We start from the raw sequence: 26,334 nt of genomic DNA, 5'->3' as shown, positions 1-26,334 counted from the left end.
TGAAACTTATTTTATTTTTATTCTTCAAATTCGAGTTCTTCTTGTGTCTCTTCAGCTTGCTGCTGCACTACTCCGTTATTATCCAAGCCGTAATGTTCGCGAATTTGCTCCTGGATCATCAGCATGATATCTTTATTTTCTTTCAGGAATTGTTTTGCATTTTCACGGCCTTGGCCAAGACGCTCTTCTTCATAAGAGTACCATGAACCGCTTTTTTGCACGATATCAAGTTCAGTTCCTAGATCAATGATTTCGCCTTCTTTTGAAATGCCTTCTCCGTACATAATGTCAACCTCGGCTGTACGGAACGGCGGAGCCACCTTGTTTTTCACGACTTTGATTTTCGTTTTGTTCCCCATTACGTCGTTGCCTTGTTTCAGCTGTTCAGCACGGCGCACTTCAAGACGCACGGAAGAGTAGAATTTCAACGCACGGCCGCCAGGAGTTGTTTCTGGGTTCCCGAACATAACGCCGACTTTTTCACGAATTTGGTTAATGAAAATCGCGATTGTCTTCGATTTGTTAATGGCCCCTGAAAGCTTACGAAGCGCTTGAGACATTAAGCGTGCTTGTAAACCGACATGAGAATCTCCCATGTCGCCTTCAATTTCCGCTTTCGGAACGAGAGCGGCTACAGAGTCGACAACGACAATGTCAACTGCCCCGCTTCGAACCAATGCTTCCGCAATTTCAAGCGCCTGCTCGCCTGTGTCAGGCTGAGACAGTAAAAGCTCCTCGATGTTAACACCGAGCTTTTGCGCGTATACCGGATCTAACGCATGCTCCGCATCGATAAACGCGGCTTGTCCGCCCTGCTGCTGAACTTCAGCAATCGCATGAAGCGCCACAGTTGTTTTACCTGAGCTTTCAGGACCGTATACTTCAATAATCCGTCCGCGAGGATATCCGCCAATTCCCAGTGCTGTATCAAGAGCGAGGGAGCCGCTTGGTACAGTAGAAATTCTTGTATCTGTCTTTTCTCCCAGTTTCATAATGGAACCTTTGCCGAACTGTTTTTCTATTTGTTTAAGAGCCATATCTAAGGCTGCCTGACGATCACTCATTCTATTTTTTCCTCCTTTATGTTACCACTACATATACTATACCCTGTTTGAAGGGATTTGCCAAGAAAAAAGCGAACGCATATTCGGATTTTTTCTTGGCGTGATTCCTATCAAAATATCATAATGTATCAGAGAAATCATGTTTTCTTAGGAGGATAATGTGCTGAAAATATTATTTTTGCTCTAAAAGCTTTAAGATTAAATGGCAGCCGTATTTAGCGCCGCGTTTTCTGATCCCCGTTCTGGAGCCCGCAAAGTGAAACTCGTGAACCTCTTCTTTACCATTTGCGGAAATGCCGATAAACACATGCCCAGGCTCATGCCCTTCTTGAGCATCAGGTCCTGCTACACCAGTAAAGCTAATGCCGATATCGCTGCCAGTGAGTTTTTGAACACCCTTAGCCAGTTCGGATGCGCACTCCTTGCTGACCGCCCCAAAACGATCTAATGTTTCCTTCTTGACACCAAGCACATTCTGCTTCACGGCGTTTGTATAGCAAACAACGCCCCCGGCAAATAATTTTGAGGCACCGCTATGATCCGTCAGCCATTCAGAAAACAGCCCTCCGGTAAAACTTTCTGCCGCAGAAATTGTAATGCCTTTTTCCTTGCACGCTATAGATAGCTCTTTTACAAGAGAAGTATCATCGTAACCATAGAAAAATTCACCGACACGCTCTAAGATAACGGCCTCTGTTTCTTTTAACAGACGCTCTGTTTCCTTTTCATCGGCGTGTTTGGCTGTCAGACGCAGCGTCACCTCTCCATCAGCCGCCAAAGGCGCAATTGTCGGATTGGTTTGCGCATCAATAATATCTTCCAAATCGGCTTCAAGCTGAGATTCACCGATACCGAAAAAGCGAAGAACGGTTGACACAATTTTTTCATTTGAACCCATCTTTTTCAGCAGAAGAGGCTTTGCCTCGTTTTCAAACATTGGACGCAATTCGCTCGGCGGTCCAGGAAGAAGCATATAATAGCGCGATTCATGCTCTGTGAGCATTCCCGGGGCCATTCCAAAGTGATTCGCCAGCACGTCAGAGCCTTCGATCACAAGCGCCTGTTTTCGGTTATTAGGTGACATCGTGCGTTTTGTTCGTTTGAAATAGTCCTCAATGGATTGGAATGCCTCATCATTTAACACAAGCGGACGTCCCAGCGTATTTGCAATCGTTTCTTTCGTCAGATCATCTTTTGTGGGTCCAAGCCCTCCTGAAAAAATAATGAAGTCAGAGCGTTCTTCAGCAATGCGGATGACCTGCTTCAGCCGCTCCGGGTTATCTCCGACCGCTGTATGATAAAATACGTTGACCCCGATTTCAGCGAGCTGTTTGCTGATAAATTGAGCATTTGTATTGGCGATTTGGCCAAGCAGCAGCTCTGAACCGACTGCAATTATTTCTGCTTTTTTTGGAAATTCCATGACGAAGTCCTTCTTTCTTAGTTAGATGTTTTTAACGCTTCCCAGTTTTTAGAGAAATATTCCCATCCTGAGACGACAGTAAAGAAGACGGCTACCCACAGTGCCAAGTCTGCAAACGGGAATGACACAAGTTCAAATGGAAGATTATGAAGAAGCAATGCGGATACCGCAATAATCTGTGCCCAGGTTTTGATTTTACCAAGCATGTTAGCAGCTACGACTTCTCCTGTTCCGGCTAAGACAAGCCTTAAACCTGTCACGGCAAACTCCCTGCTGATAATCACAATGACCATCCAAGCTGGAGCGAGATCAAATTGAACAAGGATAATTAACGCTGCGGATACCAGCAGTTTGTCCGCAAGCGGATCAAGAAATTTCCCGAAGTTTGTTACGAGATTCAATTTTCGGGCATAATACCCGTCCACCCAGTCTGTTGTAGATGCAATAATAAATAGAATGGCCCCCGCCAAATGTGCGACCGGGATCGATTCGACTCCAACTTCGAGCCTGCCCCAGTCAAACGGCGCCAGCATGATAATCATGAAGATTGGGATTAATGCGATTCTAGCTAGTGTGATTTTATTTGGTAAGTTAAACATAAAGCCCCTCCAATTTCATACTCGGACGTGAAGAAAAGTCATCTGGTAATTAAGATGACTTTTCTTCCTTTTTATTTACAATCTTTATAGTTTGTGCCATCACTTTTTTCGGATCAAGTTCATATGAAAGAACCTTACCGTTGATTTTTATTTTCAGATTAGGTGCATATCCGGTGCGGATATCAACTTGTTTCTGATCAGTTATGTCTTTTTTATAGGTCTCGTCTTTTTTCAGCGTTCCTTCTTTTAAAGAGCTGCTGTTTTCATCGCGCACTCGAATCCAGGAGCTGTCTGATGCCTTCAGTTCCAGCTCGATTTTATCAGCGCCGGACACTTCATAAGTCGTTAACGATCCTTCAGTGCCAGCAGCTTTAATCTCCAGCTTATCACTGTCATTTTCTTTTTTCTTATCTTCGTTTTCTTTCGTTTCTTTTTTAGTGTCTGTCTCTTTTTCAGAGCTGTTATTTTGATTCTCTTTCAGCGTTGAATCTTTAGGGATTTCGTACTTGCTCTCACTTTGCGTAATTGCTTTTTCTGATGCCGCATTGTGATCATCACTGTTTTTGTGATTGGCAAACTGAATGATCGCGTACACAATGGCAATCACGACAATCACGCCGAGAATAACAAGTATCGTTGGCAGCAGCTCCAGCGCCTTAGATGCTGGCTTTGGCATTTCCTTTTGAAGATTCATGCCGGAGATCTTTTCAGACACATCGTCATGATACGTATTAGGGATATCTTTTTTATGCTCCTCAAACAGCTGATCCGCATCAAGCCCAACGGCTTCTGCATATTGCTTGATGAATGCCCGAACATAAAACTTCCCCGGAATAATGTCATAGTTTCCTTCCTCCAAGGCGGTTAAATACCTTTTTTGAATCTTTGTTGCCGCTTGGAGATCATCCAATGACATTGCTTTTTCCTCTCTGGCTTCTTTGAGCCGGATTCCTAGTTCAGTCACAACAAACACCTTCCAATTTTAAAAATCAAAGCTTGAAAACCCGGATTGATCAAACATTTGGGGTTCCTCGGCATGTTCATATGTAATAACCTCATCAGGGTCATTTCTCAGTTCAATAATATAATCAAAGTCATCTAGTGTATACTCTGTATTTTGAACGAATATGTCCGGATGCTCCACCACTTTTGTTGCAGGCAGCCGCATGATTTCTCGGACCAGCTGGAGATGGCGTTCCGATCCTCTTCGTGTTGACACAATTCCGTCAACGATAAAGACATTTTCAGTGCTGTATTCATCGGCAATCAGCTGGCTTCTTATGGTCTGCTTCAGCAAGGTTGATGACACAAACAGCCACCTTTTGCTTGCACACACACTAGAGGCTACAATCGATTCCGTTTTCCCGACACGCGGCATACCTCTGATTCCGATTAATTTATGGCCTTCTTTTTTGAACAATTCGGCCATAAAATCGACTAATAAGCCAAGCTCGTCCCGTTCAAAGCGGAACGTTTTCTTGTCATCGGCATCCCGTTGAATATAACGGCCGTGGCGTACGGCAAGTCGGTCGCGAAGCCTCGGTTCTCTAAGCTTCGTTACTTTAATTGTTTCCATCGTTTTTAAGATTGATTCTAATCGTTTAATTTGATCTATATGGCGGCACCTGAGAAGCATTCCCCTTCTGGAAAGATCGACGCCGTTTATCGTTACGATGTTGATAGAAAGCATCCCAAGAAGAGATGAAATATCCCCGAGCAGTCCGGGGCGGTTCACTTGAATTTCATATTCAAAATACCATTCGAGCTTTGCCAAATGATATACCCCCTTCATTGTGGCAAAATTTTACCTTCCTTTATCATAAAGCATTTTTCTCTAATTAGAAAGAAGAATGTTGCTGTGATGAGGAAAACATAAAAAAGAGAGGAAAAATCCCCTCTCTTCCTAGTGAGTGCTGTTATTTTCAACAAGCTTAACCATCATATTGGCAATGGCGTGCTGTTCATCTTTTGATGCTACACTCCAAAGATCTGCCAGCACTTTTTCCTGCTCGTTCTTAGATTCCACTTCATTAGCCAAGTAGCTGCCGATTTCTGTCGCAAGATCTGTAATCGTATCCTGGCTCATACCTTTATCTTGCGCATAGTTCAGACGGTCGCCAAGGAAGTTTTTCCAGCTATCCCAGTTTTCTAATACTGACATGCTTGTTTCCTCCATTTCATGTGAAGTTACAAGATTATTGTGTCCTTCACAAAAGAAACTATACACCGAATATTTTCGTGTCAACAGTGCCAGCCGCCATTCACCGACAGAATTTGGCCGGTGATATATGACGCTTTTTCAGACAGGAGAAAAGCTGTTGCATCAGCAATTTCTTGCGGCCGGGCCAGCCGGCCGATCGGAATCTCATCAGCGATCTCTTCTTTTTCAGCCGGGGTAAATTGATTCATCATATTTGTATCAACTGCACCTGGCGCTACTGCGTTTACCCTGATTCCGCTTGGTGCCAGCTCCTTAGCCAATCCTTTTACAAATGAATGCTGAGCTCCTTTTGCCATGCTGTACAGTACTTCACAGGATGCTCCAGTCTCTCCCCAAATCGAGCTGACAGCCACAATCGCTCCCGATTTATTCCGAATCATGCCTGGCAGAAGGTTTCTCGTCAGCATATACGGACTTGCCACATGAAGCTGAACCATTTCCTGAACCGTTGCGTTATCTACATCCGTAATCAGCCCAAAATGGCTTCGTCCGCTGTTTAAAACAATCGCATCAATCGGCTGAACAATTGAACTTGTCAGCTTATCTGCTCCATCTTGCGCAGACAGATCAGCTTGTAATATCTCCGCATTTACGCCAAACATCTGACTTAGTTTTTCAGCAAGCTCCGCTGCCGCGTATTGATTTGTATTGTAATGCAGCAGCAGATTGTATCCCTTAGCCGCAAGGGTTTCGCTGATGCTTTTGCCAATGCCGCCGCTTGCTCCGGTGATTAGTGCTGTTTTGTTCATCCTCTTTCCTTCTTTCCGCAGAAAAACACCCCTCACACTGGAGGGATGTTTTATTTATGATTTAGGAACAACCTTGCAGACAGTCAGCCTGTCTGCAGCGATTTCCTCTTGTATTACGTTCTGGACATCCTCAAGGGTAATCTGCTCGAGTACCGTTACAACGTCAAACAGGCTCATATCCAAGAACGCATAACGGGTAAATTGATTGGCGATGTATTCAGGGGAATTCAGCGCTTTTAAGAATGTACCAATCTTTTTCTTTCTGGCAAGTTCAATCTTTTCAGCATTAATCAGTTCACCGGCGCGCAAAAGCATGCTTGAAATGTCTTCAGCCAATTGATCAGGCTCAGGCGTATCTCCGCCGATCGCCGCAAAACCAAACCCATATTCAGCAGTAAAATCAAAGCTAAACGTTTCGTCAATATATCCTTTTTCATAAAGTGATTCATACTGGGCAGAGCTTTTGCCAAAAAGAGCTTCAAGCAATAAGTTCATTGAAAGTTCATGCTTTAAGAGCTCTTTGCCTAATTTAAACGGATTTTTGGATTTCAGCCCAACAAGGCATTTCGGTCCCTGCACGTTCATTTTGATCTCTTTTTCTTTTCGGAAAACCGCTTCTTGCTCTTTCACTTCTTCCCGTTTGATCTCCGGCTGATCAGTATACGGCTTTTTCCCCTGGTTTTCTCTTACCTGAGAAATAATCGCTTCAGGATCTACAGGTCCGACAATGAAAAGGAGCATGTTACTCGGGTGATAAAACGTTTCATAGCATTCATAAAGAAGGTCTTTTGTAATATGTGAAATGCTTTCCACTGTTCCCGCTATGTCAATTCTGACAGGATGCTCTTTGTACATGTTTTCAATGACCCCGAAGTAAAGCCTCCAATCAGGGTTATCGTCGTACATATTAATCTCCTGCCCGATAATCCCTTTTTCCTTTTCAACCGTTTTTTCAGTAAAATATGGGTCCTGTACGAAATCGATAAGCGTCTCTAAATTGCGTTCAACATTTGATGTGCTTGAGAAAAGGTAAGCCGTTCTTGTAAATGACGTAAACGCATTGGCAGAAGCCCCCTGTTTGCTGAAATCTTGAAAAACGTCTCCGTCCGCTTTCTCAAACAGCTTGTGCTCAAGAAAGTGAGCAATCCCGTCCGGCACGTGAACCATCTCGTTTTTACCTAAAGGGACAAACCGGTTATCTATCGAGCCGTACTTTGTTGTAAAGACCGCATATGTCTTGTTGAAGCCTTTTTTCGGCAAAACGTAAACATCAAGGCCGTTGGACATTTTTTCATGATACAGCGTCTCCTGAAGCTGTTCATATTCGATTGGTTTGATCAAGATGCACCCTCCGTCCCTTTTAAGAAATAAGTCGTATCAAGCTGAATCTTTTCGCCGGCTTTAATGATATCCTCTTTTGTGACATTCTCAATATTGGCAAGAAAGTCTTCGATAGGAATCTCGACTTGAGCAGCGGCCTGCTGATATAAAAACTCAGATAAACCGTATGCTGTATCAATCGTTTCCAGCACTTGATTTCGAATGACGGCCTTTGTCTGTGCTATATCCTGCTCACTAAAATCGCCATTTTTCATTGCCTGGAATTGCTCAGCAATAATCGAAACCGCCTGTTCATAATTTTTCACTTCAATGCCTGACATCACCATTAACAAGCCTTTAAAACTTTCTATACGCGAAGCCGCGTAGTAAGCAAGACTGGCTTTTTCCCGAACATTAATGAAAAGTTTAGAATGAGAGAATCCGCCGAACAATCCGTTAAACACTTGTAAAGCAGGATAATCCTGATCTGTATAAGTGATGCTGGTGCGGTAGCCGATATTCAGTTTTCCTTGCTTGACATCCTCTTCATCAATTACTTCTTTTGGCTGAACTTTTTCATCAGGGTGATTGTTTTCAATCGTGCCAAGAGTGCGCTCTTCTGTTTTGAAATACTTATCAATTGCCGAATGTACCTGGTTACTGTCCACATCGCCAACTACATATAAATCAAGCTGGTCTTTTTGGATAGCGCTTTGGTATGTTTCGTATAATTGCTCTGCCGTAATGTCATCGACATCGTCGATTTCACCATTGACATGAAGCGCGTAAGGCTCATTTTTGCACATTTCCTGTATCAGCCTTAAATTCGAATAGCGCATTTTATCATCATAGACGGCTTGGATTCTTTGCTTAAGCGTCCGTTTTTCTTGAGCCACATATTGTGACTGAAAAGCGTCTCCCTCCAAAGCAGGTGAAAAGACGATTTCTGCAAGAAGCTGGAGCCCTTTCTCAAGTAGCGGCGTTTGGTCTTTTAAATATTTTTCATTTGGGATTTCAAGCCTGAACGTAATGACGTGCCGCTCTCCTTTTTTCGTAAGATCAGCGGATACTGACGTGCCGTACAGCTCATCCAGGTATGAACGCAATTCTGCGGTTTTCGGATGGCTTTTCGTTCCGCGAAGAAGCACATGCGGGAGCAGCGCTCTTTTGGTGACTTGATCCTTTGTCAGCGGCGCAAGCATCTTAAAAATAAGCGAGACGGTTTTGAATTTTTCTGTTTTTACAATGTGTGCGGTTAAACCGCCGTGCTTTGATTTGAGTTCATTAACATATGACATATGGAACCTCCTTCGTTCATTTCTTAATTAGTATGTATTATGACCAATTTTCAGCATTCGCAGAAACACTCTTTCATGTAATTATAGCAACTGTAGGATTTATAAGGAAACAATAACCTCCGCATGCTGTATAGGTACAGTTGTAAACTGTGCAAGAAAGCGCAAAAAAAGACGGCTGGCTAGACCGTCCCTAAGTTTTTTTCTTCTTCTTCACTTTTTTTAGCATCTACAGTAAAGAGCACTAAAAATAAAGAAACGATGCTGCAAAACGCCGAGAGTATGAAAATAATCCAGTTTGCATTAGACATTAATGCAGCAAAAACAGGTGGACCGAGAGCTACTCCTATAAATCGCATGCTATTGTAGAAGGAGGAAATGGTTCCGCATTGTTCACTTTCAATCCCTTCGGTTATCAATGCATCTAAAGCAGGAAGAGCCATTCCAATCCCAATCCCGCCAAAGCTTAAAAAGACAAATAAAAAATAAAAACTGTGGTTCCACCACAAGGCAATAAACGAAAGGGTTAACAGAATCATTCCTGTAACAACGCAAAATTTCATTCGGCCTTTATCTTTACCGATCTTTTTGCCAGCTATAAAAGAACTGGTTGACAAAAACAAAAGTGGGATTGCCAGTAATCCGCCTTTAGCTACTCCGTCAATGGCATACTTGTTCTCCAGCGTATCTGATAAATAAAATAATACGCCAAATAACAAAAACATAATGACACACCCGATAATGAAGACCGTATAAAGCCAGCGACCATCCTGTTTAAAAATTTTCTTCACACTCTTAATAAACTCAGAAACAGCAGGCGCATCTTCATCTTCTTCAGGCTTGGCCACCAAAAACAATACGAGCAAAAAGCTGATCAAACAGAAAAACGGAATAAACCAAAACGGTACAAACCAATACCAAGAAGCCAGTAAGGCTCCAAGTATGGGACTCAGTACCTTCCCTGACGTGTTGGCGGTTTCAATATCGCCAAGACCAGCGCTGACCTTTTCATCGTCTCCTTTAAACAAGTCGCCGATAAACGGCATGACGATCGGAGCGGCACCTGCAGAACCAATGCCTTGAAGAACCCGCCCCGCCAAGATCATAGCATAAGGATTTTTCATATAGGTCGAGGCAAAAGCAGCTACCGCTCCCCCCAATCCTGCAATGAGGAGGCATGGAAGCAATATTTTTTTTCTCCCGAAACGATCCGACAAATATCCGGCAATCGGAATGCAAATAATTGCTACTACTGAATATACAGTAATGATTAAAGACACTTGAAATGAAGTCACAGACAGCTTTTTCTCCATCATCGGAAGAACAGGAATCAGCATGGAGTTCCCGAGTGTCATCACAAGCGGGACGGAAGACAATGCAATAATATTTTTCATTCCATTTTTCTCTCTCAACATTTTCACCCATTCACTTTCTTGTCATCCCTTATATATTGCGTTAACCGGAATGAAAGTATGTACAAAGAAACATGAATCAGTGCAAATAAAAAAACAGACACATACAGGCGTCCGTTTTTAGAATCGTTTACGCAAAACATGAAATCTGAATTTATCTGCTCTAAAATAATTTAAAGAATAAAGCACCGGTTTATCGTGCTGATCGTAATGGGTTTGTTTTAACAGCAAAAGAGCTGTTTCCGGATCGCATTCAAGTACTGGAGAAATTGTATCGTGATAACCGATCGGTTCTATATCAGTTACTGCATAGCTGATTACGGAGCCTGAATTTTTCTCAAGCAGGTCAAACATAGATTCTTGCTGATGAGAAAAAGAATTCGGCAAAATATTCATCGGAATTTTGTCTATACAATACACAATCGGCTGTCCGTCAGCTGTCCTGACTCGTTCAAGGTAAAAAAGTTCTTGCCCTTCTGCCAAATGAAATCTCTTCGTATCATCTTCAGACGGCATAAGCACTTGTGATGATAGAAAAATCGTGCCAGGGGTCATATTCGCCTGTTCTATCATCTTGGTTACACTGTTCAGCTGTTCAATGCCCGAAAGAAATAACGGCTTAGAATGGACAAAAGTGCCTACACCATGCCTTCTGATAATCACATGCTCTTCTTCCAGTATCCGCAAGGCTTCTCTTAGCGTTGCTCTGCTGACACCAAGCTTTTTGGAAAGCTCAAATTCAGAAGGCAGCTTTTCCTTCTCAGTGTAGATCCCATTTTTTATATCCTCTTTAATTCGTTCAATTACTTTCAAATACAAGTGCCGATTATCAGCTTTTGTAGACATGTTTCCCCTCCGTAAACCACTTTCGATAAAAATTATTGAACAATTGGGACAACTATATCATGTTTTGTCGAAAAAATAAATAGAAAGGTGACCAGTTTACATAATGTTATTATTGACAACTATAGAAAGCGGAACTCCCTTCATTAAGAAGAGAGCTCATCATATTTCTCTTTTGATAATAATACTTCCCTAGGTTTGCTGCCTTCATACGGTCCGACAACACCGCGTTCTTCCATTGCGTCAATCAGGCGCGCCGCTCTCGTATAGCCGATTCTGAATCTTCTTTGCAGCATTGAAACAGATGCCGTCTGCATGCCGACGATTAATTCAACAGCTTCATCATAAAGTTCATCAGTAACCTCGGAATGAGTTTCCGTTGTCTCCTCAGGAATCATTTCTTCTTGATATTGCGCTTTCTGCTGCGTAATCACATGGTCGACGACCTTCTCCACTTCGTCATCCGACAAAAATGCTCCCTGCACACGGACAGGTTTATTAGCCCCTACAGGTAAAAACAGCATATCGCCGCGGCCAAGAAGCTTCTCAGCGCCACCCATGTCAAGAATGGTCCTTGAATCCGTCTGTGAAGATACGCTGAACGCGATTCGTGACGGAATGTTCGCTTTGATCACCCCTGTGATAACATCCACCGATGGCCGCTGTGTCGCAATAATAAGATGGATGCCAGCAGCCCGCGCCATTTGGGACAATCTCGTAATCGAATCTTCCACATCAGATGAAGCGACCATCATGAGATCGGCAAGCTCGTCCACAATGACAACAATATAGGGCAGCTCTGGCTGTTTCGCTCCTTCTTCATTGTTGGCGCGTTTTATATAATCATTGTATCCTTCAATATTTCGTGTACCCGTATGAGAAAATAATTCGTACCGTCGCTCCATTTCATTGACAACCTTTTTCAAAGCCTGCGACGCTTTTTTCGGATCGGTTACAACCGGAGCAAGCAAATGCGGAATCCCGTTGTAGACATTTAGCTCTACCATTTTAGGATCGATCATCATCATTTTCACTTCATGCGGTTTCGCGCGCATTAAAATACTTGTAATAATGCCGTTGACACAGACACTTTTCCCGCTACCGGTTGCGCCTGCGACCAAAAGGTGGGGCATCTTGTTTAACTCAGCCAATACAGCTTCACCTGAAATATTGCGGCCAAGTCCAATTAACAGCTTCGCATCCGGTCTGTCATTCAATTTAGACTCCAGCACTTCCTTCAGCGAAACCATTGCCACTTCTGCGTTTGGAACTTCAATTCCGATTGCTGATTTGCCTGGTATAGGCGCTTCGATCCTGATATCCTTCGCAGCAAGCGCAAGCGCTAAATCATCGCTTAAATTGACAATTTTGCTAACCTTCACTCCGACATCAGGATATACTTCATATTTTGTTACGGCCGGTCCGAGATGAACCTGTGTGACTTTCGCCTTTACGCCAAAGCTTTGGAATGTGCGTTCAAGCTTTCTGGCATTTTCATAAATATTCTTTTTATCAGCCTGCTGGCCGGTATGCTTCGGATCTGCCAGCAAATCCAGTGACGGCATCTCGTAATCCTTATTTTCGAGCTCTGTAAAGGTCATAGGAGGAGCAGAAACAGTTTCCTGATCACCTGTCTCCGGTTGGATGTCCTGAAGCGGCTTCGACACAGGTTCGGCGCGCTTTTCTATAACTGGAGACTCTTCCTCTTCATTACGATCAGAAAAGCTTGAGATAATCGGCTCTGAATGAATAAGAGGCGATACTGTTTCATAATCCCCCTCTTCATTAGGAGGCTCCGGTTCCATTTGCTGTTTTTTGCGGGCCGGTTTTTGTTTTTTGCTCGGCGCTTTCGTTTTTTTCGATGACTGCATATTTGATTTGAAGGATTTCATATCATCAATAAATGCTAACCATTGTTCTTTTATAAAACGTCCAATCGGGCTCATCCACTTTTTTAGCGTTTCTTGCAGTGAGCGTCCTGTTACTAAAATCATTCCGATCAAAATCATGACAATCGCCATGATCTGAGAACCAGTCGACGCAAACAAAAAGTGTGAAGCCGCAAACAGCAGCGCACCGATCATCCCTCCGCCTAAATCAGGTGAAGCAGAGCTGCCATTCATGTCCATTAAAAACAATTCCCACGTATTGCGCACCACGCTTGCAGACTCAATAGACCCTTTGTGCGTCAAATTTTTAAATAGCTGCACGTGAGAAAGCAGCAATATGCTTGCGATGATACAGTACAACCCGGCCTTTCGTCTCGTTAAAAGGCTTGGGGTTTTTTTCTTCCAAAACAGTGAGACTCCTAACACCAATAAACCTAACAAGCATAAAATAAACCACTCTCCAGCAAAAAAGCGGAACAAATAGATAAACGTTTGCCCGACTACCCCCAGCTGCAAGATTGCGATAATTGAAATGGCTATACACAGCAATCCGTTGAGCTCGTATTTTATATTTAGCTGTTTCGCCTGTTTTTTTCTTGATTTTCGTTTTTTCTTTGCCACACTCATCACCTTACTGCGTTAAAAAATGTAAGTTCATACATAATGAAGAAAGCAGCCGTTTACAGGCTGCGTTTTTTCTGTAGGATTCCCCTATTATAGCATATTTTGCCCTTAAAAAAGGGTTGGATTCTTATACGTTTAATTTCAGCTTTTGTCCGGGTGAAATGTCCGGATGCAGAAAATGCATTGGATTGGTGCTCATGATTTGAATGACTTCCGCTTCATTCCCTTTCATTTCGACTAGAAGCGGTACACCTTTATATTCAATTTGCTCATGTGCGCTTGTCTCTTGGTTCTGTTCTGCAAACACAATTTCCTGCGGCATCACGGTATAAAGAATCATTGAATCATCCGTCCTTCTTCTTTCCTTGCTTCGTCGATGAGCTCATTCAGTTTATTGATTGCCTGTCCGACACCGCCTGCGTGATCGATCAATCCGTATTTAACTGCATCCTTACCGACTACATTTGTTCCGATATCGCGTGTTAAGTTTCCTTTTGAAAACATTAGCTCTTTAAATTTCTCTTCGGTTATATTGGAATGGCTTGTCACAAATTTAACAACTCTTTCTTGCATCTTATCCAGGTATTCAAACGTTTGCGGCACCCCGATGACCAGCCCGGTGAGCCTAACTGGATGAATCGTCATCGTTGCTGTTTCGGCGATATAGCTGTAATCACAGGATACAGCAATCGGAACGCCGATGGAATGCCCCCCGCCAAGCACGATAGAAACGGTCGGTTTCGATAAAGATGCAAGCATTTCCGCTATTGCAAGACCAGCTTCAACATCTCCTCCGACAGTATTTAATATGATCAGCAAGCCTTCAATTTTGGGATTTTGTTCAATTGCCACAATCTGCGGGATGACATGTTCATATTTTGTTGTTTTGTTTTGCGGAGGAAGCTGAACATGGCCTTCAATTTGTCCGATAATGGTCAGACAATGAATATTTGTATCTTGGGGCAGCTGCGGAAGCGTCGTTTCACCAAGCTGCTGTATTTTATTCATAATGCTGTCCTTCGCATCATTTTTTTCAGGACGCTCTTCTTCTGTGTTTTCCATACGATGATCCATCTCGCTTTCATCCTTTCCGAGTTTCTCTTTGTATTATGAACAAAGATACTTCATTCAATCCCGGCTTGAAGGACAAAAAATAAAGACCGGAGCAGCTCCGGTCTTTAGTCAGTCATTATACTTCCATAATAATTGGGATGATCATCGGTTTACGTTTCGTTTTTTCATAAAGGAATTGGTTCAAAGCATCCCGCATTGCCTGCTTCAGCGTTGACCATTCGACATTTGATGTTTCAGTCGCTTCTGTCACGATGGACCGGACGAGCTCAGTAGCCTGTACGATTAGACCTTCAGACTCTCTTACATAAACAAAGCCGCGAGTGATAATTTCTGGTCCTGATACAAGATGTTTCTTTTGTTTATCAAGTGTAATGACAACGATTAAAATTCCGTCCTGTGAAAGCAAGCGGCGGTCTCTCAATACGATATTGCCGATATCACCGACACCTAAACCATCAATTAAAATATTGCCGTAAGGAACTTTATCCCCAATTTTTACGTTTTGGCCGCGGAATTCAACGACGTCTCCTTTTTCAATTAAGAAGATGTCACTGCGCTTCATGCCGGTTTCTTCAGCGATTTTTGAATGAGCTTTTTGCATTCTGTATTCGCCGTTTACAGGAATCAAATATTTTGGTTTAAGCAGGTTGATCATCAGCTTTAACTCTTCTTGTGAGCCGTGGCCTGATACATGAACACGCTTTTGGGCAAAGATGACTTGTGCACCGGCTCTCGCAAGAAGATCTACTGTTTTAGAGTAAATGAGTTCCTGCCCGGGAATCGGAGTTGACGCAATGACCACCGTATCCCCTTCTTCAATGTTCAGCTGTTTGTGAGCTTTGTTTGCCATTCTTGTCAAAGCAGCTAATGGTTCACCTTGGCTTCCGGCTGTAATAATGGCCACTTCGCGCTTCGGATATTTTTTGACATCCTGTACAGAAATAAACAATTCATCATCTGCTTCAATGTATCCTAACTTTCTCGCCAGCTGCAGGACAGATTGAAGATTTTTTCCGGCTACGGCAATCTTTCTGCCATTTTGAGCCGCTGCATGAATGACTTGCTGAATCCGGTTAATATTGGATGCGAAAACAGCAATAATCACCCGGTTCTGTGAATTATACAGCGCATCCGAAATTTCTCCGCTGACAGCCGCTTCCGAAGGGGTGTAACCCGGCCGTTCCGCATTTGCACTGTCAGAAAGCAGAGCGAGCACGCCGCTATTGCCGATCTTGGCGATCTCGCCAATGTCGCACGTCTGATTAAGTGCAGGTGTTTGGTCAAATTTGAAGTCTCCCGTGCATACAATAGATCCAAGTGATGTTTTAAAGCTCACACCTACAGAATCAGGAATGCTGTGAATCGTTCTAAAGAACGATACTTTTGTTGATTCAAATGTAATGACAGATTTTGAGTGAATTTCTCTTAAATCAGTTTTTCGGTTATGTCCGTATTGTTTTAATTTCTCTCTTAACAGTGCAAGCGTCAGTTTTGTTCCGTACACTGGAACGGACAGCTTGTTTAATAAGTAAAAAACGCCGCCGATATTTTCATCGTGCCCGTGCGTTAAAAAGATTGCCTTGACGCGGTCAGCCCGTTCAATCAAATATGATATGTCAGGAATCACTACATCAATACCGAGCATTTCGTTTTCTGGATGCATAAGGCCGGCATCAACGACAAATATGTCTGAGTCAATTTCAATGACATAAAGGTTCTTCCCAATCTCTCCGACACCGCCAAGGGCGATAATTCTAACGTTTTCTGTATTTTTCTTTTTCAAAATCTATATCCTCCTAGTCTCATACCCGTCCATCATCACTTGTTCCTATTATAACTGAAAGTAAATTTAGAAAACAAGATAAAGCAGAAGGTTTAGGGAAAACCAATATGTAAAAGAAACGGTCAAACTCAGCTGAATGTGAGAATGACCGCGTTTGTTTCACTGTATGAAATTTTCTTACAGTTCGCTGATCGTGCTGCTTAAGCTCAGACGTTCATCCTCAGTTAACGGGACTAGAGGCAGACGCACAGAACCGACATCAAGACCTCTCAGCTGAAGCGCTGTTTTGACTGGAGCAGGATTAGGCGCTTTAAACAGTTCCTTCATAATCGGCAGCAGTTTCTGATGGATCAGTGCCGCATTAGCTGTTTGCCCATTCGTATAATTTTTGATCATTTGCTGCATATCAGAGCCTGCAATATGGCTCGCCACTGATACAACTCCTCTTCCTCCAACTGAAAGAATAGGAAGCGTCAGAGCGTCATCCCCTGAATAGACATAGAAGTCTTCCGGTGTTTCAGCAATAATTTTTGTAATCGCTTCGAGGTCTCCGCTTGCTTCTTTAATCGCAACCACATTCGGAATGTCCGCCGCCAAACGGATCGTCGTTTCAGGAGCAAGAGAAGCAACCGTACGGCCAGGAACATTATAGAGCATAACCGGAAGAGATGTCTCTGCCGCAATTGCTTTAAAATGCTGGTACATTCCTTCTTGAGAAGGTTTATTGTAATACGGGGTAACAAGCATAACAGCGTCCACGCCCGCTTCCTCAGCTTTTTTTGTCAGCTTAATGGAATCTTTCGTGTTGTTGCTTCCAGTACCAGCGATAACGGGCACCCGTCCGTTTACTTCTTTTACCGTATATTCAAAAAGCGCAATTTTTTCTTCAGTTGAAAGGGTCGGAGATTCTCCAGTTGTTCCCGCTACTACTAAAGAATCCGTTCCGTTTTTCAACAAGTAATCAATCAGTGTAGACAGTTTTTGAAAGTCTACGTTCCCTTTATTGTCAAAGGGTGTAATCATCGCTGTAGACACATTTCCGAAATTCATTTTATTCACCTCATCATGATTCAATCACATTTACTTCGAAAGTTCAAACACTTCATGCAAAGCGTTTACAGCAGGAACCATATCCGCTTCATGGACGAGCACCCATATCGTCGTATGGCTGTCAGCCGACTGAAGGATCGGAATTTCTTTTTCTGAAAGAGCCGATACAATTTTGGACGTAACACCGGGAACACCCATAATGCCCGCGCCGACCGCCGATACCTTCGCGCAGTTTCTCGTCACCATTGGATCATAGCCCATATCCATTAAAATACGCTGAGCTGTTTCTGTTTTATTTCCGGCTACCGTATAGACGATTTCACTAGGTGTAATGTTAAAGAAATCGACACTGATTCCAGCGTTTGCCATAGCCTTGAACACTTCAGTCTGAACGTTATACTGGCCGATTTTCGCAGGCACTTTGAACTGCGTGACATCTTTGACATGGGCGATTCCCGTAATCAGCCTTTCAAAAACATCACTGCCGACCTTGGAAGAGTGATGTGATGTCACCAATGTACCTTTATCATTCGAATAAGTCGAACGGACGCGGATCGGAACCTTGGCCTGCATTGCGATTTCCACAGCACGCGGATGAATGACCTTGGCCCCCTGATACGCCAGGTTGCAGATTTCTGTATACGTCACAACAGGAAGCGGTTTTGCATTTTCCACCACTCTTGGGTCAGCAGTCATCACGCCTTCTACATCGGTGAAAATATCGATGTATTCCGCATCAACAGCTGCTCCGAGTGCGGCTGCAGACGTATCGCTGCCCCCTCTGCCGATTGTTGTTGTATCACCCTTTTCAGTTGCGCCCTGGAAGCCTGCGACGACTACCGCATCATGATTGGCGAGCACACTGAATAAACGCTCCGGTTTCATTTCAATGATTTTTGCATTGGTATGCTGATCATTCGTTAAAAAGCCAGCCTGAGCCCCTGTCAGCGCAGCTGCTTTCACACCGTTATCAAGCAGCATGCTTGTAAAGACGACAGAGGAAATAGTCTCTCCGCAAGATAAAAGCAAATCCTGTTCCCTAGGAGAAATCGCTGACTGATCGCCGTAAAGCAGCCCGAGCAAAGAATCTGTTGCATACGGGTCTCCTTTTCGGCCCATCGCTGAAACGACAACGACAACCTTATATCCTTCACTGATTGCTTCTTTAATATGCCCTAAAGCCAGTTTGCGGCCTTTATCATCTTTTACTGATGTTCCGCCGAACTTTTGAACAATTATCTTCACTGTTTTCACTCCAAATTATTCGGACGTAACAGAAGAGAGCAGGCTGATAGCGCCTTACTCTCTTCTATTCGTCTTTAGAAAATTCTCTCTTTTATACGAGGTTTAGTTTTTTCAGGCTTTCTGCAATTTGAACAGAGTTCCATGCCGCGCCTTTTAATAGGTTATCAGAAACAACCCATAAATGAAAACCGTTTGCTCTGTCCAAGTCTTTGCGAATGCGGCCCACAAACACATCGTTTTTGCCGACAGCATCAGCAGGCATCGGATAAAGCTGCTGGCTTGGATCATCCTGAAGTGTCACGCCCGGAGCTTCTTTCAATAGATTTTTAATATCTTCAACTGTAGCGTCATCACGGTCTACCTCAATGTAGACGGACTCTGAGTGCCCAGTTTGGATTGGCAGTCTCACACATGTAGCCGCAACTTGAAGGTCAGGCATGTGCATGATTTTTTTCGTTTCATTTATCATTTTCATTTCCTCAAACGTATAGCCGTTATCTTGGAATTTATCGATTTGCGGAATCGCGTTGAAGGCGATTTGATAGTGTTTTTTGTCACCTTTTACAGGCATGATCTCAGGCTCTATTTCTTCTTTATTTAAAATCGCCTGTGTTTGGCTGTAAAGCTCTTTTACAGCTTCATTACCCGCTCCTGATACTGCCTGGTAAGTTGATACGATGACCTTGTTTAAGCCATATGCTTTGCGGATCGGTTCAAGTGCCGCAACCATTTGGATTGTAGAGCAGTTTGGATTGGCAATAATGCCGTTGTGTTCATGCAAGTCTGCCTCATTCACTTCTGGCACAACAAGCGGTGTATTTTCATCCATGCGGAACGCGCTCGTATTATCTATAACAATAGCGCCGCGTTTTACAGCTTCTGGTGCCAATGCTTGTGATACGCTTCCGCCGGCGCTGAACAAAGCAATATTTACCCCTTCAAAGCTCTCAGGAGAAGCTTCCTGAACAGTCAGTTCTTGGCCTTTAAACGTGACTTTTGTCCCCGCAGAGCGTTTTGAAGATAGCAATGTAAGTGTGTCCATTTCAAAGTTTCTGTCTTCAAGTGTTTTAAGCATTTGTTGTCCCACAGCCCCTGTCGCTCCGACAACAGCTACGTGTAAACCTCTTCCCATCTGTAAAACTCCTTCCGCCAATCAGCTTCATTGAATTGATTTGACTATGATTTTACGTTTTATTTTACCATAGAATATGCGGGTGATGACCGAATTTTTTAGTTTGGGAAAGATTTTCTGTAAATTTAGTCATTTCCCTGATAATTCTCAACTAGAATCGGCTGAAGCTGCTGGTGCATGAGTGCCTTTTCAATCGTTTGCGGTAGCAGATCCATTTTGGCTACCATTGAATTCGGTTTTTTAAAGGGATCGTCTTGCCCGAATGGAATAAAAAAGATATTTTTTGTTGACATGAGCCTCATTAAATTTGTTCCGTTTAAACCAAGAGCATCATTTGTCGAGATACCCAGAACGACAGGCCGATTGTTTCGGATTGTCGCTTTTGCCGCCATCAGCACCGGGCTGTCCGTCATGGCATTTGCCAGCTTGCTCATTGAATTGCCTGTTAAAGGCGCAATGACCATGCAGTCAAGGGGCAGCTTCGGTCCAAGAGGTTCTGCCTTTACAATCGAATCAATGGCCTCATATCCAGTCAGGTCTTCAATTTTTTTAACCCATTCTGCGCCCTCTCCAAATCGGGTATTTGTGGATTTTACATTAAATGTGACAACCGGACGGACTTCAGCTCCTTCATTGACCAACGCCTCAATTTGCGGGAAAACCGCTTCATATGTGCAATGCGACCCGGTCAGCCCAAACCCGATTCTTTTTCCTTTTAATGACGACATCCTTATTTCCCCTCCTCAGCTTGTATTTCAGCCAAAAGCTTGCTCAAGACGTTTGCAAGGATTTGCCCAGCTGTTTTAGGAGCGACAATCCCTGGAAGCCCGGGAGCAAGAAGTGCTTTAATCCCTTGTTTCTCGGCATATTTAAAATCCGTTCCCCCGGGACGTGAGGCCAGATCCAATATTAAGGTTTTTGGTGTCATGCTAGAAAGTACCGTTTGATTTAAAATCATACTCGGTATGGTATTAATGCAAATATCTATATCTTTTACATGCTCTTTCAGCTCATCGGTATGAAAAGGAACGAGCCCCATTTCAGTGATACGTGCCAGATGCGCTGAACTTCTTGCCCCCACTTTTACATTCGCCCCGAGCGCGGCAAATGTACGGGCAATCGTCATCCCGGTGCGCCCCAGACCGAGAACGGCCACCTGTGATCCGTGTATCGTATAATCCGTGTGCTGAATAGCCAGCATGATCGTTCCTTCTACTGTCGGAATAGAGTTGTATATCGCAATGTCATCCCGCTCAAACAGTTTAACAAGTTTTCTTTTTGCCTGAGCTGCAATGTTTTCTAAATAGGCGTTAGAAATGCCTGAGAAAATGACACAATGTGCAGGCGTTTTGTCGAGATGGTCCTGTTTTAACACAACTTCTTCATTAGAAAATACAGTTGATACGACACCTTCTCCTGTTGTCGCGGATACTGGAAGAATGATGCTGTCTATTTGCTGAAAAGGAATTTCATCAATATTGCATTTTACTGCCCCGGTAAAACCGTGATCCAATTGGTCAAAACCGACAAGATAGATGTCAGCCTGCTGTTCAGTGAGCTTTCTTATAATTTCGAGCTGTCTTGCGTCACCGCCGATAACTGCAATTTTCAATCCGGTTAACATTCTAAACGTTCACCTTCTTTGTATATACTGGATCTCTAGTTGTTAAGCTCCCCTTCATCTTATGATCAAAAGGAAATACCGGTGAATATAAAAGATGCGCTTTTTCCATATAAAAAAACATCGGCTCCGGTAGCCGATGTTTCAGATGTTTTCTTTAGAGCCCGCTTCACAGTCAATTGGGCTATTTACTCTTGTCGAGGAGGCATTTCCTCAGGTACATCTAATATAATCATATCTGAACCGATCTTTTGAATATGGTGCCATGGGACACGAATGTCATGACCTTGCTTTCTCAAACCAAACCACTTAACTGTGGGAATGAGGAGTGCTGTAATCTGTCCATCCTGTTCATTGATTTCCAAATCGGTCTGGCCGAGCACTCCGAGCCGTTCAGCTCTTTTGATGTCTACAATTTCCTTTCCTGATAATTCACTGAGCCGCATGTCTGTCACCCCCTTGTACTATGTATGATGAAAGGGATTAAAAAATGCCTGCTCCATTATGGAGCAGGCTTTCCTTTTTAAGACGGCATATTGCCGGAAGGGCTGATAAGTGCTAATGCATAGTCTTCGGTAAACAATTGTCTGGCAAGGCCGTTAACACGCTCTAAGTTCACGGCGTTTAATTCATTGATGATTTCATCTAATGTTTTATGTTTGCCGAGCAGCAGTTCATTTTTTCCGTTTCGGCTCATTTTGCTGTTTGTGCTTTCTAAGCTCAGCATTAAGCTTCCCTTCATTTGCTCTTTGCTGTTTTCCAGTTCTTTTGAGGTAATGCCGTCACGTTTTAATGTGGCAAGGGTTTCTTGAATTGTTTCCGACAGCTGCTGAAGCTGATTTGCACCCGTTCCACCGTAAATAGTGAGCATTCCGCTGTCCTCATATGAGCTGTGATAGCTGTAAACAGAATAAGCAAGTCCTTTATCTTCACGCACATCTTGGAACAGCCGGCTGCTCATGCTGCCTCCGAGCACATTGTTGAGGACGATTAAATCATAAATACGTTCATGGCCAACCTCTAAGCCTTTAAATCCAAGGCACAAATGAGCCTGCTCTGTTTCTTTTTTTCTCGTCAGTTTTTCCGTGTGGAACTCAGGCTTCTCAAGGCCTGTCGCTTTGCCTTTCGCCTCGTATGACCCGAACCATTTTTCTACATCTTTGATAAAACTGTCAGATATATTGCCCGCTACCGAAATCACCACTCGGTCCGGCGTATAATAATCATGCATGTATTGTCTGAGAGAGTCACCGTTAAAGGAAGCAAGCGTTTCTTCCGTGCCTAGAATTGGGTAGCCTAAAGAATGATTGCCGTAAGTGGCTTTGCTCAATAAATCATGTACAATGTCGTCCGGCGCATCTTCATACATTTTAATTTCTTCATATACTACATTTTTCTCTTTTTTCAGCTCGTTTTCATCAAACGTTGAATGAAAGAACATATCTGCTAATACGTCCAGCGCGTAATTCGCATGCTCGTCAAGCACCTTTGCATAGTAGCAGGTATATTCCTTTGAAGTAAACGCATTGACCTGGCCGCCAATACGATCAAAAGATTCTGCTATCTCGCGTGCAGATTTTGTGCTCGTCCCTTTAAAGAACATGTGCTCTAAAAAGTGAGAAATTCCGTTTATCTCCGGCGTTTCATGTCTCGAACCTGTGCCGATCCATACGCCGATCGCAACAGAACGGACTGTCGGGTTATTTTCCAGCACAATTCTTACACCATTTTGACACGTATATCGTTTAATCAAATTTGTTCCTCCTATTCAAAGACAAGCTGCCTTCATCTGTTACTTCAATAGTCTTGTTTCATCCATTAGTTCAGTGACTGTTCCAAGCGCATATCCTTTGTCTTTTATCTGTGTAATCAGCGCTTCAAGACTTTCCGCCGTAGGGTCAGTCGGATGCATTAAAATCATGGCACCATTATGTATCTTGCTTAACACTCTCGTCTGAAGTACAGACGGAGCCGGCTTTTGCCAATCGATTGTATCAACTGTCCACATGACTGTTCCCATCTGTTTCTCTGCTGCAATGTCGATAACCGCTTTTCTGAAACTTCCGCTTGGCGGAGCGAACCACTTTGGCTTAACGCCGATCGTTTGTTCTATTTGTTCATTGGTCTTGTCGAGCTGCTCGGAAATTCTTCCTGTAGTCAGTTTGCTCATATCCGGATGATTGTATGAATGATTTCCGATTTCATGTCCGTCTTTTGCAATCTTCTTAGCGAGCTGTACATTGTTTCTCACCCAATTGCCTTCTAAAAAGAACGTAGCTTTAACCTGGTGCTTTTGCAGAATAGGGAGCATTTTTTCCAAATACTCATTTCCCCATGCCACATTGATTAAAAAAGCCACCATCGGTTTGTCAGGATTTCCTTTATAAATAGGCTCAGGCTGAAGTGACTCAAGATGAACACTTGGTTTTACTTGACTGTACACCAAATCTTTTTCCCGAAACTCACCATGCTTTTTCATTTTTTTATATGATTGTTCAATATTGACCTTTAATCCATTGTAGCCTGGAATGCTTTTCCACACTTTATCAATTCTTGCATTCTGGGGCTTAACTTCGTACTCCGGCGCTTTTTGAAGCAATTCTTCATATAATTGGTCTTTTGACGCCGTGACAGTCACCGTATCTTTTTTCATTGCCCCTATATAATCAAGTGCATGCGGATTTTCCATCATCTCAAATGAGACAAAAAAAAGAAATAAAAAAACGGCAAACGGTACAAATTTTTTGTACATGTTCTGTCCCCCCTCACCTCACATTATGAAGGAGAAGGACAAGGTAGAACCCGCCTGCTTTTGAAAAGCTTCAAAATAAAGAAGCCGGGTCTCCCAGGCTCCTTTTATGTTTTCATTTAAGATTGTTGTTCTTCTTTTTCTTTCTCTTCACGGAGCACCGCTTTGCGGGATAAATTCACTCGTCCTTGTTTATCAATTTCAGTGACTTTGACAAGAATCTCGTCTCCGATTTTTACAACATCTTCAACTTTCCCTACGCGTTCAAGCGCAAGCTCTGAAATGTGCACCAAACCGTCTTTTCCGCTGAAAATTTCAACGAAAGCCCCGAATTTTTCAATCCGTTTCACTTTACCTAGGTAAAGTTGGCCGACTTCAACCTCTCTAACAAGGTCTTCGATGATTTTTTTCGCTTTTTGGTTGCCGCTTTCATCTGTAGAGGAAATAAAGATTGTGCCGTCCTGCTCAATATCAATTTTAACACCGGTTTCTTCGATGATCTTATTGATTTGTTTTCCGCTTGGTCCGATGACATCGCGGATTTTATCAGGATTAATGGTCATTGTTAAGATCTTAGGCGCATATCGAGAAAGCTCTTTTCTTGATTCGCTTAATGTTGCAAGCATGCTGTTGAGGATTTCCATTCTGCCCTTTTTCGCCTGCTGAAGCGCTTCTTCAAGAATCTCTCTGGAAAGGCCTTCAATTTTAATGTCCATTTGCAGGGCCGTTACGCCTTTTTCAGTTCCCGCTACTTTAAAGTCCATATCTCCGAGCGCATCTTCCATGCCTTGGATGTCAGTTAAGACAGTGTAATGTTCGCCTGATTTGACAAGACCCATCGCAATACCAGCAACTGGCGCTTTAATCGGTACACCAGCATCCATCATTGCAAGTGTGCTTGCGCAAATGCTTGCTTGAGATGTAGAACCGTTTGATTCAAGCACTTCTGAAACAAGACGGACAGTATAAGGGAAGTCTTTTTCAGACGGAATAACTGGCTCAAGCGCACGCTCACCCAGTGCTCCGTGTCCGATTTCACGACGTCCCGGTCCGCGCATCGGTCCTGTTTCCCCAACGCTGAATTGCGGGAAGTTGTAATGATGCATAAACCGTTTCGACTCTTCGACACCTAAGCCGTCAAGGATTTGCACATCTCCCAGAGCACCTAGCGTACATACGCTGAGGGCCTGAGTTTGTCCCCTTGTAAATAGACCTGAACCGTGCGTTCTTGGCAAGAGGCCAACCTCTGAAGAGAGCGGGCGGATTTGATCGACACCGCGGCCATCCGGTCTTACTTTCTCTTCAGTAATCAGGCGGCGAACTTCATTTTTCACCAGCTTGGATAAAATCTGCTTCACTTGCTTGATTGTGTCTTCATCATGTTCTTCATCCTCGAATTTTGCCACAACTGCGTTCTTCACTTCGTTAATGGCATCTTCACGGGCATGCTTTTCATGAACTTGGATGGCTTTCAGCAGATCCTCTTCTGCCAAAGCTTTTACTTTTTCATTAAGCTCTTCATCAATTTCAAAGAGCTTAATTTCAGATTTCTCTTTGCCGACTGCTGCAACAATTTCTTCTTGGAATGCAATCAGGCGTTTAATCTCTTCATGGCCGAACATAATGGCCTCAAGCATGATTTCCTCAGGAACTTCGTTCGCTCCCGCTTCTACCATGTTAATCGCATCTTTCGTGCCGGCAACGACAAGATTGATATCGCTTTTTTCAAGCTGATCGACTGTCGGGTTAATGATAAATTGATCATCAATGCGTCCGACAGTAACCCCTGCAATCGGTCCTTCAAACGGAATATCCGATACAGAAAGTGCAAGAGATGAACCGAACATGGCAGCCATTTCTGAAGAGCAGTTTTGGTCAACACTCATGACAATGCTGATGACTTGAACTTCATTACGGAATCCATCGGCAAACAAAGGACGGATCGGACGGTCAATTAAACGGCTGGCAAGAACCGCTTTTTCACTTGGACGCCCTTCTCTTTTAATAAATCCGCCCGGAATTTTCCCTACCGCATATAATCTTTCTTCATAGTTTACAGTAAGAGGGAAGAAATCAAGCGGTTTAGGTTCTTTTGAAGCGGTTGCTGTACTAAGTACTGCTGTATCACCGTAGCGGATCATCACAGCACCATTTGCCTGTTTGGCAAGCTGGCCGGTTTCAACAGTAAGCGTTCTTCCGGCCCAATCTATGGTAAAGACATGTTTTTCTTGTCCCATACAA

24 protein-coding genes are annotated in these 26,334 nt (G+C 43.3%); all 24 read right to left on the bottom strand.

Features of this window, described 5'->3' with window-relative positions; genetic code table 11:
- Window positions 1-17: 17 nt before the first annotated feature.
- A complete protein-coding gene (gene recA, locus NYE20_RS09430; protein WP_003245789.1) occupies window positions 18-1,064 on the bottom strand; it encodes a recombinase RecA in 1,047 nt (348 codons plus the stop codon).
- A gap of 172 nt (window positions 1,065-1,236) precedes the next feature.
- Complete coding sequence (locus tag NYE20_RS09425) at window positions 1,237-2,487, bottom strand: competence/damage-inducible protein A (RefSeq protein ID WP_038828262.1); 1,251 nt, start codon at window positions 2,485-2,487, stop codon at window positions 1,237-1,239.
- A gap of 17 nt (window positions 2,488-2,504) precedes the next feature.
- Window positions 2,505-3,086: a CDP-diacylglycerol--glycerol-3-phosphate 3-phosphatidyltransferase gene (gene pgsA / locus NYE20_RS09420; protein ID WP_159376805.1), complete on the bottom strand. Its 582-nt coding sequence runs from the start codon at window positions 3,084-3,086 to the stop codon at window positions 2,505-2,507.
- 49 nt (window positions 3,087-3,135) lie between these two features.
- Window positions 3,136-4,002, bottom strand: a complete 867-nt coding sequence (rodZ, locus tag NYE20_RS09415) for a cell shape determination protein RodZ (RefSeq protein WP_014476837.1) — start codon at window positions 4,000-4,002, stop codon at window positions 3,136-3,138.
- Between the two features lie 66 nt (window positions 4,003-4,068).
- On the bottom strand, window positions 4,069-4,860 hold the full coding sequence (locus NYE20_RS09410) for a YmfK family protein (protein ID WP_003220998.1): 792 nt from the start codon (window positions 4,858-4,860) through the stop codon (window positions 4,069-4,071).
- 129 nt (window positions 4,861-4,989) lie between these two features.
- Entirely contained in the window at window positions 4,990-5,247 is a 258-nt protein-coding gene (locus NYE20_RS09405) for a DUF3243 domain-containing protein (RefSeq protein ID WP_003245199.1), read from the bottom strand.
- Window positions 5,248-5,327: 80 nt separating this feature from the next.
- Window positions 5,328-6,056 carry an EF-P-5 aminopentanone reductase gene (gene efpI, locus NYE20_RS09400; protein WP_015483236.1) on the bottom strand — a complete coding sequence of 243 codons (729 nt, stop codon included), beginning with the start codon at window positions 6,054-6,056 and terminating at the stop codon, window positions 5,328-5,330.
- A gap of 54 nt (window positions 6,057-6,110) precedes the next feature.
- Entirely contained in the window at window positions 6,111-7,397 is a 1,287-nt protein-coding gene (locus NYE20_RS09395; RefSeq protein WP_064671392.1) for a pitrilysin family protein, read from the bottom strand.
- Window positions 7,394-8,674 (bottom strand): pitrilysin family protein, encoded by a 1,281-nt coding sequence (locus tag NYE20_RS09390; RefSeq protein ID WP_064671391.1) that lies wholly within the window; start codon window positions 8,672-8,674, stop codon window positions 7,394-7,396. Before NYE20_RS09390 ends, NYE20_RS09395 begins: the two co-directional genes overlap by 4 nt.
- Before the next feature lie 179 nt (window positions 8,675-8,853).
- Window positions 8,854-10,065 carry a bacillibactin exporter BcbE gene (gene bcbE / locus NYE20_RS09385; RefSeq protein ID WP_031600514.1) on the bottom strand — a complete coding sequence of 404 codons (1,212 nt, stop codon included), beginning with the start codon at window positions 10,063-10,065 and terminating at the stop codon, window positions 8,854-8,856.
- A gap of 138 nt (window positions 10,066-10,203) precedes the next feature.
- Window positions 10,204-10,929, bottom strand: coding sequence for a GntR family transcriptional regulator (locus NYE20_RS09380; RefSeq protein ID WP_003245732.1), 726 nt, complete (start codon window positions 10,927-10,929; stop codon window positions 10,204-10,206).
- Window positions 10,930-11,072: 143 nt separating this feature from the next.
- Window positions 11,073-13,436, bottom strand: coding sequence for a DNA translocase SpoIIIE (spoIIIE, locus tag NYE20_RS09375; RefSeq protein ID WP_041850823.1), 2,364 nt, complete (start codon window positions 13,434-13,436; stop codon window positions 11,073-11,075).
- 130 nt (window positions 13,437-13,566) lie between these two features.
- Window positions 13,567-13,779, bottom strand: a complete 213-nt coding sequence (gene tepJ, locus NYE20_RS09370) for a TepA modulator TepJ (RefSeq protein ID WP_003231871.1) — start codon at window positions 13,777-13,779, stop codon at window positions 13,567-13,569.
- Entirely contained in the window at window positions 13,776-14,513 is a 738-nt protein-coding gene (gene tepA / locus NYE20_RS09365) for a translocation-enhancing protein TepA (protein WP_003245712.1), read from the bottom strand. The genes tepJ and tepA overlap by 4 nt, the downstream gene beginning before the upstream one ends.
- A 115-nt stretch (window positions 14,514-14,628) precedes the next feature.
- Window positions 14,629-16,296 (bottom strand): ribonuclease J2, encoded by a 1,668-nt coding sequence (gene rnjB / locus NYE20_RS09360; protein WP_003231875.1) that lies wholly within the window; start codon window positions 16,294-16,296, stop codon window positions 14,629-14,631.
- A gap of 177 nt (window positions 16,297-16,473) precedes the next feature.
- On the bottom strand, window positions 16,474-17,346 hold the full coding sequence (dapA, locus tag NYE20_RS09355) for a 4-hydroxy-tetrahydrodipicolinate synthase (protein ID WP_014476832.1): 873 nt from the start codon (window positions 17,344-17,346) through the stop codon (window positions 16,474-16,476).
- A 30-nt stretch (window positions 17,347-17,376) separates the two neighbouring features.
- Window positions 17,377-18,591: an aspartate kinase gene (gene dapG, locus NYE20_RS09350; RefSeq protein WP_015483233.1), complete on the bottom strand. Its 1,215-nt coding sequence runs from the start codon at window positions 18,589-18,591 to the stop codon at window positions 17,377-17,379.
- A 91-nt stretch (window positions 18,592-18,682) separates the two neighbouring features.
- The gene (gene asd, locus NYE20_RS09345) at window positions 18,683-19,723 is read right to left on the bottom strand and encodes an aspartate-semialdehyde dehydrogenase (RefSeq protein WP_014479807.1); all 1,041 of its coding nucleotides are present in this window, start codon (window positions 19,721-19,723) and stop codon (window positions 18,683-18,685) included.
- Window positions 19,724-19,848: 125 nt separating this feature from the next.
- Window positions 19,849-20,451: a dipicolinate synthase subunit B gene (gene dpaB / locus NYE20_RS09340; protein ID WP_003231884.1), complete on the bottom strand. Its 603-nt coding sequence runs from the start codon at window positions 20,449-20,451 to the stop codon at window positions 19,849-19,851.
- 2 nt (window positions 20,452-20,453) lie between these two features.
- Window positions 20,454-21,347 (bottom strand): dipicolinic acid synthetase subunit A, encoded by an 894-nt coding sequence (gene dpaA, locus NYE20_RS09335; protein ID WP_161621581.1) that lies wholly within the window; start codon window positions 21,345-21,347, stop codon window positions 20,454-20,456.
- Between the two features lie 185 nt (window positions 21,348-21,532).
- The gene (locus NYE20_RS09330; RefSeq protein WP_003231890.1) at window positions 21,533-21,790 is read right to left on the bottom strand and encodes a YlmC/YmxH family sporulation protein; all 258 of its coding nucleotides are present in this window, start codon (window positions 21,788-21,790) and stop codon (window positions 21,533-21,535) included.
- 77 nt (window positions 21,791-21,867) lie between these two features.
- On the bottom strand, window positions 21,868-23,097 hold the full coding sequence (locus tag NYE20_RS09325; RefSeq protein ID WP_003245717.1) for a pitrilysin family protein: 1,230 nt from the start codon (window positions 23,095-23,097) through the stop codon (window positions 21,868-21,870).
- A 39-nt stretch (window positions 23,098-23,136) separates the two neighbouring features.
- Window positions 23,137-24,096 carry a polysaccharide deacetylase family protein gene (locus NYE20_RS09320; RefSeq protein WP_015252081.1) on the bottom strand — a complete coding sequence of 320 codons (960 nt, stop codon included), beginning with the start codon at window positions 24,094-24,096 and terminating at the stop codon, window positions 23,137-23,139.
- 116 nt (window positions 24,097-24,212) lie between these two features.
- A complete protein-coding gene (pnp, locus tag NYE20_RS09315; protein WP_161621580.1) occupies window positions 24,213-26,330 on the bottom strand; it encodes a polyribonucleotide nucleotidyltransferase in 2,118 nt (705 codons plus the stop codon).
- Window positions 26,331-26,334: the final 4 nt, after the last annotated feature.

This window comes from Bacillus sp. FSL R5-0416 (assembly GCF_037975425.1).
Taxonomy (GTDB): domain Bacteria; phylum Bacillota; class Bacilli; order Bacillales; family Bacillaceae; genus Bacillus; species Bacillus subtilis.
The sequence above is the reverse complement of the archived record's forward strand: the minus strand, read 5'-3'. Positions and strand labels throughout refer to the sequence as shown.